This window comes from Mycobacterium sp. NGS18 (assembly GCF_059813185.1).
This window is the reverse complement of record NZ_JCALEC010000004.1, coordinates 265,856-278,720: the sequence shown is the minus strand read 5'-3', so window position 1 is coordinate 278,720 and position 12,865 is coordinate 265,856. Positions and strand designations below refer to the sequence as shown.

The following is a 12,865-nucleotide window of genomic DNA, read 5'->3' as shown; positions in this document are numbered from 1 at the left end:
GTTGAGGTGGCGGCACGTTACTGTCCGGTAGCGAACCTGTGTAGGTTGCGCCGAATCGATGCCATCCTCACGCAGTCATCAGGTATGGTCCGATGGTCGCCAACGGCACCTTGGGCCGCTATGGTGACGCGGGTCTCGTAGGAACATGGACGGACGGAGAAGCCACTGTGCGACGCGATCCCTTGCTGCGTCGTGACGCGGGGTCTCCGGTGAGGGGGTTGTTGTGACGGCTCCTGCGCGTCCCCGCCTGGCTGATTTCGCCCGTGATCGGCTGCTGCCGCCGCTGGTGATGGTCGGCGGGTTCTTCCGGATGTGCGCGCTGACCGCGCGTGCGCTGTTCGTACCGCCGTTCCAATGGCGCGAGACGCTTCAGCAGGGCTGGTTCATCACCAGTGTTGCCATCATCCCGACCATCGCGGTCGCCATCCCGCTGACCGTGCTGCTGGTCTTCACCCTGAACATTCTGTTGGCGCAGTTCGGTGCTGCCGACGTCTCCGGCGCCGGTGCGGGCATCGCGGCCGTCACCCAGCTCGGGCCGTTGGTCACCGTGCTGGTGGTCGCCGGCGCCGGCTCCACCGCGATCTGCGCGGACCTGGGCGCCCGCACCATCCGCGAGGAGATCGACGCGATGGAGGTGCTCGGCATCGACCCGATCCACCGGCTGGTGGTGCCCCGGGTGATCGCCGCGACCGTGGTCGCGTTGTTGCTCAACGCTCTGGTGATCGTGATCGGCCTCGCCGGCGGCTTCCTGTTCGGTGTCTACCTGCAGAACGTGTCCGGCGGCGCCTATCTGTCCACGCTGACCTTGCTGACCGGGTTGCCCGAGGTGGTCATCTCAACGGTTAAGGCCAGTGTCTTCGGGCTTATCGCAGGCTTGGTCGGTTGTTATCGGGGTCTTACCGTTCGGGGCGGGTCCAAGGGGCTCGGGACCGCCGTCAACGAGACGGTGGTGCTCTGCGTTCTTGCGCTGTTCGCCGTGAACGTGGTGCTGACCACCATCGGCGTGAAGTTCGGAACGGGGACCTGACATGTCGACATCGGCAGTGCTGCGGGGCCGGTTTCCCGGCCTGATCGCGAACTATCACCGTTACGTCGGGGCGGCCGGCCGCTCCCTGGAGAAGAGCGGCCAGCTCGGCTGGTTCTCGGCGACCGCCGTGCGTCAGATCCCCTGGGCGCTGCGGCGGTACCGCACCGAGACGCTGCGCCTGATCGCCGAGCTGGGCATGGGCACCGGCGCGATGGCCGTGATCGGCGGCACCGTGGCCATCATGGGGTTCGTGATGCTGGCCGGCGGCTCGCTGATCGCCATCCAGGGCTTCACCTCGCTCGGCAACATCGGGGTGGAGACCTACACCGGTTTCGCCGCGGCGCTGGTCAACGTCCGTGTCGTCGGGCCGGTCAACGCCGGCATCGCCCTGGCTGCCACCGTCGGAGCGGGAGCGACCGCCGAACTCGGGGCGATGCGGATCAGTGAGGAGATCGACGCACTCGAGGTGATGGGGATCAACTCGATCTCCTACCTGGTGTCGACCCGGGTGGTAGCCGGCTTCACCGTGATCATCCCGCTGTACGCGCTCGCGCTGATCATGGCGTTCGCCTCACCGCAGATCGTCACCACGCTGTTCTTCGGGCAGTCGTCGGGAACCTATGAGCATTACTTCCGGACGTTCCTACGCCCCGACGACGTGTTCTGGTCGTTCCTGGAAACCATCCTGATCGCGGTGGTGGTCATGATCACGCACTGTTACTACGGGTTCAACGCCAGCGGCGGCCCGGTCGGCGTCGGCGCCGCCGTGGGCCAGTCGATGCGCCTGTCCCTGGTCACGGTGCCCACTGTCGTGCTGCTCGCAGCGTTGGCGCTCTACGGCGTCGACCCCAACTTCAACCTGACGATGTGACGGCGATGGCAACCGGGAAGCAGAACAAAATCCAGAGCCCGCCCTACAAAGTGGCGGGGGTGGTGACCTTCGCCGTCCTGGCGCTGATCGTGGGGCTGGTGTACGGCCAGTTCCGCGGGTCCTTCACCAAGACGACGTCGTTGACCATGGTGGCGCCGCGTGCCGGTCTGGTGATGGACCCGGGCGGGCCGGTGACCTACAACGGCGTCCAGATCGGGCGCGTGGCCAGCATCGCGCCGACGGAGCACGACGACAAGCCGGCGGCGAAGTTCACGCTCGACGTCGACCCGCAGTACATCAAGCTGATTCCGTCGAACGTCAAAGCCGACATTCTGGCGACCACGCTGTTCGGCAACAAGTATGTGTCGCTGACCGCGCCGGAGCACCCCACGCCTGAGCGCATCAGCACCAAGCACATCATCGCGACCTCGGTGACGACCGAGCTCAACACGCTGTTCGAGACCATCAACAACCTCTCGGACCACATCGACCCGATCAAACTGAATCTGACCCTGCATGCGGCCGCCGAGTCGTTGACCGGGTTGGGCGACAAGCTCGGCGAGTCGCTGGTCAACGGCAACAAGATTCTCGACGACGCCAACGCCTACATGCCGTCATTGCGCCGCGACCTCAAGGGCTTCGCGAACCTGGGCGAGATCTACGCCGATGGAGCACCGGATCTGGTCGGGTTCATGGAGAACTCGATCCCTGCGGTCAAGACCATCACCGCTCAGCAGAAGGAACTGGACGCCGCGTTGCTGGGCGCCGCCGGCGTCGGCAACCTCGGGGCGGACGTCACCAACCGGTTCGGGCCATACTTCCGCCGGCAGTTCTCCGACCTGGTGCCGGTCTCGGCCCTGCTCGACGAGTACAGCCCGGAGCTGTTCTGCGCCATCCGCAACCTTGCCCAGGGCGCCCCGAAGGTCTACGAATTCCTCGGCGGCGGTGACGGTTACGCCCTCGACACGGTCAGCGAGCTGGTCAGCCCGGCCAACCCCTACATCTACCCCGATAACCTGCCGCGTTACAACGCTCGCGGCGGCCCCGGCGGTGCCCCTGGCTGCTGGCAGGAGATCACCCGCGACTTCTGGCCGGCGCCTTACCTGGTGGCCGACACGGGAGTCAGTCAAGCGCCCTACAACCACTTTGAATCCGGATCGCCCTTCGCCGTTGATTACGTCTGGGGCCGTCAAGTCGGGGAAAACACGATCAACCCATGAACATCACCAGAACCGCACTCAAACTCGGCGCCGTCGGCTCGGTGCTGCTGCTCTTCACGGTCGGCTTGGTCGTGGTGTTCGGCCAGGTCAGGTTCGACAGGACGGCCGGCTACTCCGCCGAATTCACCAATGCCAGCGGCCTGCGGGAGGGACAGTTCGTCCGCGCCTCCGGCGTGGAGATCGGCAAGGTCAAGAAGGTGCGCCTGGTCGACGGCGGTCGCCGGGTGGTGGTGGACTTCAACGTCGACCGGTCACTGCCGCTGTACCAGTCCACCACCGCGCAGATCCGCTACTCCGACCTCATCGGCAACCGCTACCTGGAGCTCAAGCGTGGCGAGGGCGAGGGTGCCGACCAGCGGTTGCCGGTGAACGGGTTCATCCCGTCCGCCCGGACCGAACCGGCACTGGACCTGGACGCGCTGATCGGCGGTTTCAAGCCGGTGTTCCGGGCGCTGGACCCCGACAAGATCAACACCATCGCGTCGACCATCGTCACGGTCTTCCAGGGCCAGGGCGGCACCATCAACGACATCTTGGAGCAGACCGCACAGCTGACCTCGCACATCGCCGAGCGGGATGCGGCGATCGGCGAGGTGGTCAAGAACCTGAACGTGGTGCTGGACACCGCGGTTCGGCACCGCCAGACCTTCGACGAGACCGTCGACAACTTCGACAAACTCGTCAAGGGTCTCAACGCCAACAACACCACCCTGGCCAACGGCACCGCCGAATTCGGTAACGCCGCCGGCAATCTGGCCGACCTGCTGGCCGACAACAGGAAGCAGTTGCACAGCTTGTTCCCGGAGGCGGGCCCGGAGCCGCCCGACCGGATGGCTGACGTCGAGGCGCTGTTGGAGAAGATTCCGCGGGCGCTGAAGCTGATTGGACGCACCGGTGTCTACGGTGACTTCTTCAACTTCTACATCTGTGACGCCACCATCAAGCTGCCCGGTCTGCAGCCCGGCGGGCCGGTGCGCAACGTCCGGTTGTGGCAGCAACCGACCGGGAGGTGCACGCCGCAGTGAGGACCCTGGAACCGCCCAACCGGGCACGGATCGGAGTCATCGGCGTCGTCACGTTGGCGCTGGTGACGCTGGTGGGGCAGAGCTTCACCACGGCGCCGATGCTGTTCGCCGAGCCGAGCTACTACGGTCAGCTCTCCGACACCGGCGGGCTGACCGCCGGTGACAAGGTGCGCATCTCGGGCGTGGACGTCGGCAAGGTCCAGGACCTGTCGATCGAAAACGACCATGTGCTGGTGAAGTTCTCCGTCGGCGCGCACCCGATCGGCAGCGACAGCCGGATCGGGGTCCAGACCGACACCATCCTGGGCCGCAAGGTCCTGGCGATCGAGCCTAAGGGTGAGCGCCGGATCGCGCCGCAGGGTGTGCTGCCACTGGGGCAGAGCACCACGCCCTATCAGCTCTACGATGCGGTCTTCGACGTCACCAAGGCCGCCTCCGGCTGGGACATCGACACCGTCAAGAAGTCGCTGAAGGTGCTGTCGGAAACCGTCGAAGAGACCTCGCCGGACCTGAGCGCCGCGCTCGACGGTGTCGCGAAGTTCTCCGACACCATCGGCAAGCGCGACGAGGAGATCACCCACCTGCTCGCGCAGACCAACGAGATCGCCACCGTACTGGGTAACCGCAGCGGCCAGATCGACGCCGTGTTGCGCAACACCCAGACTCTGCTGGCCGCGTTCAACCAGCGCAGCCAGGCGATCTCGGCATTGCTGGGCAACATCGCCTACTTCGGCGAGCAGGTTCAGGGCCTGGTCCGGGACAACCCGAATCTGGATCTGAGCCACGTGTTCAATGAGGCCGCCAACATCACCGACATGCTGGTGCGGCGCAAGGGCGAACTGATGGAGATCTTCACCATCTTGGGCAGGTACCTGACCATCGTCAACGACGCGGTCGCTTCGGGGCCCTACTTCAAGGTCTCCACCTTGAACCTGATCCCGTTCTGGATTCTGCAGCCGTGGGTCGACGCCGCGTTCAAGAAGCGGGGTATCTCGCCGGAGGAATTCTGGCGCAATGCCGGCCTGCCGGAGTTCCGCTACCCCGATCCCAACGGGACCAGGTTCGCCAACGGTGCGCCGCCGCCTGCTCCGCAGGTGCTCGAGGGCACCCCCGAGCACCCGGGGCCGGCGGTCGCACCCGGCTCGCCGTGCTCCTACGCGCCGGCGGCCGGAATGTTCCCGACCCCGGGCAACCCGCTGCCGTGCGCGAACCTGGACCCGAACGCCGGGCCGTTCGGCCCGAGTGGTCCCTACCCGGGTCCGGTGGATGTGCTGACCTCGCCGCCGAACCCCGACGGCATCGGCTCGACACCCGGCATCTCGATCGCCGGCCGGCCGGGCGAGACGCCGCCGCTGGTGCCCGGTACTCCGGTCCCCATGCCCGACGCCAACCCCGGGGCACGCTCCGAACCGCTGGGCCCGATGCCCGGACCGGCTCCGGCCAACCCGGGCGCGGCACCGCCGCCTCCGGCGATGGCACCCGGCCCGCCCGCTCCGCCCGGACCGGGCAACCAGTTGCCGGCACCGTTCATCACGCCCGGCGAAGGCGGAAACAGCCAGCCCGGTGGTGGCGGCGGCGCAAGAGGGAGTGAGCGGCCGTGAGTACCGTCTTTGATGTTCGCAACCTGCGACTGCCGGAGCGGTCCCGGACGACGGTGATCGTCGGATCACTGCTGTTGGTGCTGGCGCTGCTGGTGGGCTTCGGCGGCGTGCAGCTGTTCCGCAAGCTCAACAGCACCACCGTGGTGGCCTACTTCCCGCAGACCGACGCGCTCTACCCCGGCGACGCGGTGCAGATCATGGGTGTCCGGGTGGGCGCGATCGACAAGATCGAGCCGGCCGGCGACAAGATGAAGGTCACGCTGCACTTCAACAACAAGTACAAGGTGCCCGCGGACGCCAAGGCGATCATCTTGAACCCGACCCTGGTGGCGTCGCGGACCGTCCAGCTGGAGCCGCCGTACCGGGGCGGGCCGGCGCTGGCCGACAAGGCCGTCATCCCGGAGGAACGCACCGAGGTCCCGGTGGAGTGGGACACGCTGCGCAACGACGTCACCAACATCATCAACAAGCTGGGCCCGACACCCCAACAGCCGAAGGGACCGATCGGCGAGGCCATCGAGTCGTTCGCCGACAGCTTGAGCGGCAAAGGCAATCAGATCAACAACGCGTTCGACAGTCTCTCGGACGCGCTGACCGCGCTGAACAAGGGCCGCGGCGACTTCTTCGCGGTGGTGCGCAGCCTGTCGCTGTTCGTCAAGGCGCTCGACCACAACGACCAGCAGTTCGTGGCGCTCAATCGCGACCTGGCCACCTTCACCAACAACCTGACCGGCACCGACCAGGACCTGGCTAAGGCCGCCGACCAGTTCTACGCGACGATGACGATCATCAAGGCGTTCCTCAACCAGAACGCCGACCCGCTGGTCAGAACGATCAACAACGCGGAGCAGGTGACGACCGCCATCACCCAGCCGGACGCGCTGGACGGTTTCGAGACCTCGCTGCACGTGCTGCCCAACGTGCTGGCCGCCGTGGGCGAGATCTACCACCCGGCGCAGGGCGCGGTCACCGGTTTTCCGGTGCTGATCAACTTCGCCAACCCGATGGAGTTCATCTGCAGCGCGATCCAGGCCGGTAGCCGGCTGGGCTACCAGGACTCCGCGGAACTGTGTGCGGAGTACCTGGCGCCGATCGCCGATGCGATCAAGTTCAACTATCTGCCGTTCGGCATCAACATCTGGACCAACGCCTATACGACGCCGAAGCAGATCGCCTACTCCGAACCGCGGCTGCAGCCGCCACCCGGGTACAAAGACACCACCGTCCCGGGTATCTGGGTGCCCGACACCCCGTTGTCGCACAAGAACTCCCAGCCCGGCTGGATCACCGCACCCGGCATGCAGGGTGTGCAACCCGGTCACGACACCGAGCGGCTGTTGACGCCGGAGTCGCTGGCTCAGTTGATGGGCGGCCCGGACCCGGCGCCGGTCCAGTCGCAGTACCAGACGCCGCCCGGCCCGCCGAACTCCTACGACACCGAGCCCGGCCCGCTGCCCTACGTCGGTCTGCCTCCCGGCCAGGCGCCGATCCCGCCGCCCCCGCCGGGACCCAACGTGATCCCCGGCCCGGTCGCACCGCTGCCCCCGCGAGGTGAAGGCTGATGAGACGCAGTATCGCGATGAAGACGGTCAGCCGGCGCGGCTGGCAGGCCCTGGTGCTGCTGATGGCCACCCTGACGCTGACCTCGTGCGGCAGCTGGCGCGGTATCGCCAACGTGTCGTTGCCGGGCGGTCCGGGCAGCGGCCCCGGTGCCTACACGGTCTACGTCCAGGTGCCGGACACCTTGGCGCTCAACGGCAACAGCCGGGTCCTGGTCGCCGACGTCTTCGTCGGCGCGGTCGAGCACATCGAGCTGAAGAACTGGGTCGCGACGCTCAAGCTGAAGCTGAACAAGGACGTCCACCTGCCGCGCAACGCCACGGCGAAGATCGGCCAGACCAGCTTGCTGGGTTCGCAGCACATCGAGTTGAAGTCGCCGGAGAACCCGGAGGGCGAACTGCGCAACGGCGACACCATCGCACTGAACAATTCGTCGTCGTACCCGACCATCGAGCGAACGCTCGCCGGTCTGGCCCTGCTGCTGCAGCGCGGCGGATTGTCGGACCTGGACACCATCACCACCGAGTTCGCCGCGCTGTCCAACGGGCGGGCCGACCAGATCCGGGCGTTCCTGACCAAGCTCGACACCTTCGTCGCCAACCTCAACGACCAGCGCGAGGACATCACCCGGGCGATCGACTCGTCCAACCGGTTGCTGAGCTACTTCGGTGCCCACAACGACACCATCGACAAGGTCCTGACCGACTTCCCGCCGCTGTTCCAGTACTTCAACTCCCAGCAGCAGATCTTCATCGATGCGATCGGAGCGCTGGGTGCGATGGGCGCCTCGGTCAACCAGCAGATCGCACCCGCGCGGGGTGATCTGAACAAGGTGCTGACGAATTTCCAGTGCCCGGGACGCGAGCTGCGCAAGGCGTCGCCGTACATCCCCGACCTGCTGCAGGTGATGATCACCGCGCCGTATCACGTCGACGGTGCCTTCAAGGCCGTCCGCGGTGACTTCATCAACACCTCGCTGGTGGTCGACCTCACCTATGCGTCCATCGACAACGCGATCCTGACCGGAACCGGCTTCTCCGGGATGCTGCGGGCACTGGAGCAGTCGTTCGGCCACGACCCGGAGAAGATGATCCCGGACATCCGGTACACGCCGAACCCCGCTACCGCCCCCGGTGGCCCGTATGTGGAAAGGGCTGACCGGAATTGCTGAAACCACAGATTAAGCGTCAACTGGTCATCTTCACCGTCCTGACCGCGGTGGCGTTGCTGGTGTTGGGTGTCTACTACCTGCGGTTGCCGACCCTGGCGGGCCTCGGCCAGTACACGCTGAAGGCGAATCTGCCGGAGGCCGGCGGTTTGTACAAGACCGCGAACGTCACCTACCGCGGCACCATCATCGGCAGGGTCACCGCCGTCGAGCCCACCGAGACGGGTGCGCAGGCGACGATGCAGATCTCCAGCAAGTACAAGATCCCCGCCGATGCCAGCGCCAACGTGCATTCGGTGTCGGCGATCGGTGAGCAGTACCTGGATCTGGTGTCGACCGACAACCCGGGGCAGTACCTGAAGCAAGGCCAGACGATCACCAAGGGCACGGTGCCCTCGGCGATCGGGCCGGCGCTGGACACCGCCAATCGTGGTCTGGCCGCGTTGCCGGCCGGCAAGATCTCGGCGCTGCTCGACGAGACGGCGACGGCCGTCGGCGGGTTAGGCCCGTCCCTGCAGCGGCTCGTCGATTCGACGCAGTTGATCGTCAGTGACTTCAAGGCCAATCTCGACGACGTCAACGACATCGTGAACAAGTCGGCACCGATCATCGAAAGCCAGGTCGATTCCGGCGACGCCATCCATCAGTGGGCGCGCAACCTCAACGTCCTGGCCGGCCAGGCGGCCAGCCGCGATGAGACGGTGAAGCACATCATCCATGAGCTGCCGCCGCTGATCGATCAGGTGCACACGCTGTTCAGCGAGACCAAGGACTCCCTGCCGCAGCTGATGGCGAACGCGTCGATCCTGACCGAGATGGGCAGACGCTACAACCGCAACACCGAGCAGGCGCTGGTGTTCCTGCCCCAGGCCGGCTCGATCATCCAGACCGTCAGCTCGGTCTTCCCCGGCCGGGCGTTGCTCGACGTGGCCCTCGGCGCGTTCCCCGGTCCGGTCTTCCCGATTCCCGTTCCGGGCCTGAGCTTGAACTACCCGCCGCCGTGTCTGACCGGTTATCTGCCGGCTTCGGAGTGGCGGGCGTTCGCCGACACCAGCCCCGCCGAGCTCCCGGACGTCTCCTGCCGTATTCCGCAGGACACCCCGGCCAACAACGTGCGCGGTGTGCGCAACATCCCGTGTGTGGACGTGCCCGGCAAGCGGGCGCCGACTCCCAAGGAGTGCCGCAGCGACAAGCCGTACGTCCCGATGGGCACCAACCCCTGGTACGGCGACCCGAACCAGATCCGGAACTGCCCGGCGCTGGGGGCGCGCTGCGACCAGCCGGTCGAGCCGGGTCACGTGATCCCGGCGCCGTCGGTCAACACCGGCCTCAACCCGCTGCCGGCGGATATGGTGCCACCGACACCGCCGCCTGCGAACGACCCGTTGACCCGGCCGGGCACCGGTAGCGTGCAGTGCAACGGGCAACAACCGAACCCCTGCATCTACACTCCGGGCGGGCCGCCGACGGCGATCTACAATCCGCAGAGTGGCCAGGCGGTGGGGCCAGACGGCGTCGAATACTCCGTCGAGAACTCGATGAACATAGGAGACGACGCATGGAAGGGGATGCTGGCGCCGTTCCAGTGACCACGGACGGGGAACAGCAGACCGCAGACACCGCTGATAACGCAGATCTCCAGGATGGCCCGGAGGCAGCGGACGAGGACACCACAGCCGACGTCACGTCGGCCGAGCCGGTCCAGGCCGACCCGGAGGAGACGGAACCGACGCCATCCCGCCTCGGTCGACGCCAGCTACTGGGGATCTGTGCGTTGCTGGTGCTGTTGGCGGCCGGTCTGACGGCTCTCGGATACCTGAGCATGCGTGATCACGCGGCGAGTCAGGTGATGGCACGGGACAACGCCGAAGCCATCGAGGCGGCGAAATCGTGCGTGCTGGCGACCCAGGCCCCGGACCCGGGTGATGTGTCGCTGTCCCAGGAGAAGATCTTCAACTGTTCGGCTGGGGAGTTCCGCACTCAGGCCGCGCTGTACGCCCAGATCCTTCCGCCTGCGTACCAGGCGGCGAAGGTCCAGGTCGAGCTCACCGAGATGGGCGCCGCGGTGGAGCGCAACAACCCGGACGGCTCGGTCGACATCCTGGTGGCATTCCGGATCAAAGTCGACAATGTCGAGGCCAAGGGCCGCGAGGCCGGCTACCGGTTGCGTGCCCAGATGGTCCGCGAGGACGGCCAGTACCGGATCGCCAAGCTCGACCAGGTGGCCCGGTGACCGAAGCCGTTCTCGACGCGCCGGCCGGCCCGCCGGCGCGGTGGCGTAGCCGCGTCATCGCCTATGCGGTCGACCTGCTGCCCGGGGTAATCGTGGTGACGGCGATGGCCCTGGCGGCACTGAGCTTCCCGAGCGGCGGGGTCTGGTGGTGGGTCGCCATGACACTCATCGGGGTGGTGATCCTGGCGACCGCGATCAACCGGGTGCTGCTGCCGGCCATCACCGGGTGGAGCCTGGGCCGCGCGTTCGCCGGACTCGAGGTGGTGCGCGGCGGCGGAACCACCGAAGCCGTCGGCGCCGGACGGTTGCTGGTGCGCGAAGTGGCGCATCTATTGGACGCTGTGTTCCTCGGCTGGCTTTGGCCGTTGCGCGACCGGCGCGGGCGTACCTTCGCCGACCTGGTGGCGCGCACCGAAGTGCGACCGGCGAAGCTGCGAGTGCCGCCGGCGAACAACCGGCTGCGGGCGATGGCGGCCTTCGTGGCCGCAGCCGTTCTGAGCCTTGCCGGTGCCACCGCTGCCTACGCGGTGGTCTACCGGACAGAACACAACGCGGATCAGGCTCGCATCGAGATCGCCCGCCAGGGCCCGAAGATCGTGGCGGACATGTTGTCCTACGATCCCGAGACCCTGCAGGATGACTTCGACCGCGCGCAGGCGCTGGCCACCGACAAGTACCGCGAGCAGCTGGTGCCCCAGTTGGACGCCATCCGCAGCGCCAAGCCGGTGCCGAACTTCTACCGGGTCACCGACGCGGCGGTGCTCGACGCCGCCAAGAGCCGCGCGACCATGCTGCTGTTCCTGCAAGGCCAGCGCGGCACCGCCGGAAAGGAGCGGTTGATCAGCGCCACCGTGCGGGTGGTGTTCGCCAAGGTGCAGGACAGCTGGCGGGTGGACGATCTGTCCGTCGTCAGCAAGCCGCTGCCCGCCGAGGGGGACAAATGAGTCCGCGTCGTCGGGTCTTGGCCGATGACCAGCCGCTGTTCGTGGAGCGCACGGTGCCCGATCGGCGGCTGAGGACGGTGATCGCAGGTTCGCTACTGATCGGCGTCGCCGCGATCGCGATCTGCGCCGCGACGCTGTTCAGCCATGAGCAACACCGCAGGTCGGCGCTGCGCGACGTCGACGCGCTGGCCGCGGTCCAGTCGTTCATGACGATGTTCACGTCGCCGGATCCGTTCCACGCCAACGACTATCTGGCAAACGTCCTCGACCACGCGACCGGGGACTTCGCTCAGCAATACCAGGACAAGGCCAACCAAATCCTGGTCGCCGTGGCGCGCAGTGAGCCGACCACCGGAACGGTGATCGCGGCCGGTGTCGAGCGGTGGAACGACGATGGCAGCGTCAGCATGTTGGTGGCCGTCGAGAACAGCGGCAAGTCGCCGGACGGTAAACATGAGGTCAAGGCCGCAACTCGCTGGCTGGCGACGGCGCAGCAGGAAGGGGACCAGTGGAAGATCAGCAATCTGAACCAGGTGCTGTGACCGAGACCGGCCCCGAGGCGTCGGACGAGCTGGAGCTCGATCCCGCCGCCGAACCGGCCGGCGAGAAGTCGGCCGACGCTACCGAAGCCGAGCCGGACGCCGAAGCCGAGGCCGAGTCTGAGCCCGAGACCGCGGTGGATGCTCGCCGCGGGCGCCGCAAGCTCGGCCTGCGGATCGCGGTCGCGGCGTCGGCGGCGCTTTTCGTCGGGTCTGCGGCGTTCGCGGCGGCCGCCGCACAGCCGTATCTCCTCGACCGGGCCGAGGTGGCCACCAAAATCGACGTCGCCCGCACGGCAGCCCGAGCGATCCACACGCTGTGGAACTACACGCCGGAGAACCTGGACACCCTCCCGGACCGGGCGGCGGTCTACCTCAGCGGCGATCTGGAAGCCCAGTACCGCAAGTTCATCGCTGCGATCGCCGACAGCAACAAACAGGCCAAGGTCACCGACAGCACCGAGATCGTCGGCGCCGCAGTCGAATCGCTGAACGGCCCCGAGGCCACCGTGCTGATCTACACCAATACCTCGGCCACCAGCGAACTGTCCAAGACCATCCCGCAGATCAAGTACCTGACCTACCGGCTGTACATGAAACGCGATCAGAATCGCTGGGTGGTCACCAGGATGCCGACGATCACCTCGCTGGATCTCACCCCGCGGTTCCAGAGCTGA

At 66.8% G+C, this 12,865-nt stretch carries 12 protein-coding genes; all 12 read left to right on the top strand.

What is annotated here, in order from left to right:
* Positions 1 to 289: 289 nt before the first annotated feature.
* The 12 genes from AC5Y31_RS10425 to AC5Y31_RS10370 are packed head-to-tail and all read left to right on the top strand — an operon-like array spanning position 290 to position 12,865.
* Positions 290 to 1,027, top strand: a complete 738-nt coding sequence (locus AC5Y31_RS10425) for an MlaE family ABC transporter permease (RefSeq protein ID WP_109401185.1) — start codon at positions 290 to 292, stop codon at positions 1,025 to 1,027.
* A 1-nt stretch (position 1,028) separates the two neighbouring features.
* Entirely contained in the window at positions 1,029 to 1,898 is an 870-nt protein-coding gene (locus AC5Y31_RS10420) for an ABC transporter permease (RefSeq protein ID WP_064856337.1), read from the top strand.
* A 5-nt stretch (positions 1,899 to 1,903) separates the two neighbouring features.
* A complete protein-coding gene (locus AC5Y31_RS10415; RefSeq protein WP_301632284.1) occupies positions 1,904 to 3,118 on the top strand; it encodes an MCE family protein in 1,215 nt (404 codons plus the stop codon).
* Positions 3,115 to 4,143 carry an MCE family protein gene (locus AC5Y31_RS10410; RefSeq protein ID WP_065023718.1) on the top strand — a complete coding sequence of 343 codons (1,029 nt, stop codon included), beginning with the start codon at positions 3,115 to 3,117 and terminating at the stop codon, positions 4,141 to 4,143. The genes AC5Y31_RS10415 and AC5Y31_RS10410 overlap by 4 nt, the downstream gene beginning before the upstream one ends.
* A complete protein-coding gene (locus tag AC5Y31_RS10405; protein WP_065023828.1) occupies positions 4,140 to 5,744 on the top strand; it encodes an MCE family protein in 1,605 nt (534 codons plus the stop codon). Before AC5Y31_RS10410 ends, AC5Y31_RS10405 begins: the two co-directional genes overlap by 4 nt.
* Positions 5,741 to 7,306 (top strand): MCE family protein, encoded by a 1,566-nt coding sequence (locus AC5Y31_RS10400; protein ID WP_065023717.1) that lies wholly within the window; start codon positions 5,741 to 5,743, stop codon positions 7,304 to 7,306. Before AC5Y31_RS10405 ends, AC5Y31_RS10400 begins: the two co-directional genes overlap by 4 nt.
* A complete protein-coding gene (locus AC5Y31_RS10395) occupies positions 7,306 to 8,475 on the top strand; it encodes an MCE family protein (RefSeq protein WP_234787307.1) in 1,170 nt (389 codons plus the stop codon). The genes AC5Y31_RS10400 and AC5Y31_RS10395 overlap by 1 nt, the downstream gene beginning before the upstream one ends.
* Positions 8,469 to 10,061: an MCE family protein gene (locus tag AC5Y31_RS10390; protein ID WP_065023715.1), complete on the top strand. Its 1,593-nt coding sequence runs from the start codon at positions 8,469 to 8,471 to the stop codon at positions 10,059 to 10,061. Before AC5Y31_RS10395 ends, AC5Y31_RS10390 begins: the two co-directional genes overlap by 7 nt.
* Positions 10,031 to 10,705 (top strand): Rv1363c family protein, encoded by a 675-nt coding sequence (locus tag AC5Y31_RS10385; RefSeq protein ID WP_065023714.1) that lies wholly within the window; start codon positions 10,031 to 10,033, stop codon positions 10,703 to 10,705. The genes AC5Y31_RS10390 and AC5Y31_RS10385 overlap by 31 nt, the downstream gene beginning before the upstream one ends.
* Entirely contained in the window at positions 10,702 to 11,649 is a 948-nt protein-coding gene (locus AC5Y31_RS10380) for an RDD family protein (RefSeq protein ID WP_499980138.1), read from the top strand. Before AC5Y31_RS10385 ends, AC5Y31_RS10380 begins: the two co-directional genes overlap by 4 nt.
* Positions 11,646 to 12,191 (top strand): Rv1363c family protein, encoded by a 546-nt coding sequence (locus tag AC5Y31_RS10375; protein ID WP_499980134.1) that lies wholly within the window; start codon positions 11,646 to 11,648, stop codon positions 12,189 to 12,191. The genes AC5Y31_RS10380 and AC5Y31_RS10375 overlap by 4 nt, the downstream gene beginning before the upstream one ends.
* Positions 12,158 to 12,865 (top strand): mammalian cell entry protein, encoded by a 708-nt coding sequence (locus AC5Y31_RS10370; protein WP_499980132.1) that lies wholly within the window; start codon positions 12,158 to 12,160, stop codon positions 12,863 to 12,865. The genes AC5Y31_RS10375 and AC5Y31_RS10370 overlap by 34 nt, the downstream gene beginning before the upstream one ends.

Bases quoted from the DNA above. Each gene is read 5' to 3' on its own strand.
- AC5Y31_RS10415 (WP_301632284.1), top strand. From the start codon at position 1,904: ATGGCAACCGGGAAGCAGAACAAAATCCAGAGCCCGCCCTACAAAGTG.
- AC5Y31_RS10420 (WP_064856337.1), top strand. From the start codon at position 1,029: ATGTCGACATCGGCAGTGCTGCGGGGCCGGTTTCCCGGCCTGATCGCG.
- AC5Y31_RS10425 (WP_109401185.1), top strand. From the start codon at position 290: ATGGTCGGCGGGTTCTTCCGGATGTGCGCGCTGACCGCGCGTGCGCTG.
- AC5Y31_RS10410 (WP_065023718.1), top strand. From the start codon at position 3,115: ATGAACATCACCAGAACCGCACTCAAACTCGGCGCCGTCGGCTCGGTG.
- AC5Y31_RS10375 (WP_499980134.1), top strand. From the start codon at position 11,646: ATGAGTCCGCGTCGTCGGGTCTTGGCCGATGACCAGCCGCTGTTCGTG.
- AC5Y31_RS10385 (WP_065023714.1), top strand. From the start codon at position 10,031: ATGGAAGGGGATGCTGGCGCCGTTCCAGTGACCACGGACGGGGAACAG.
- AC5Y31_RS10395 (WP_234787307.1), top strand. From the start codon at position 7,306: ATGAGACGCAGTATCGCGATGAAGACGGTCAGCCGGCGCGGCTGGCAG.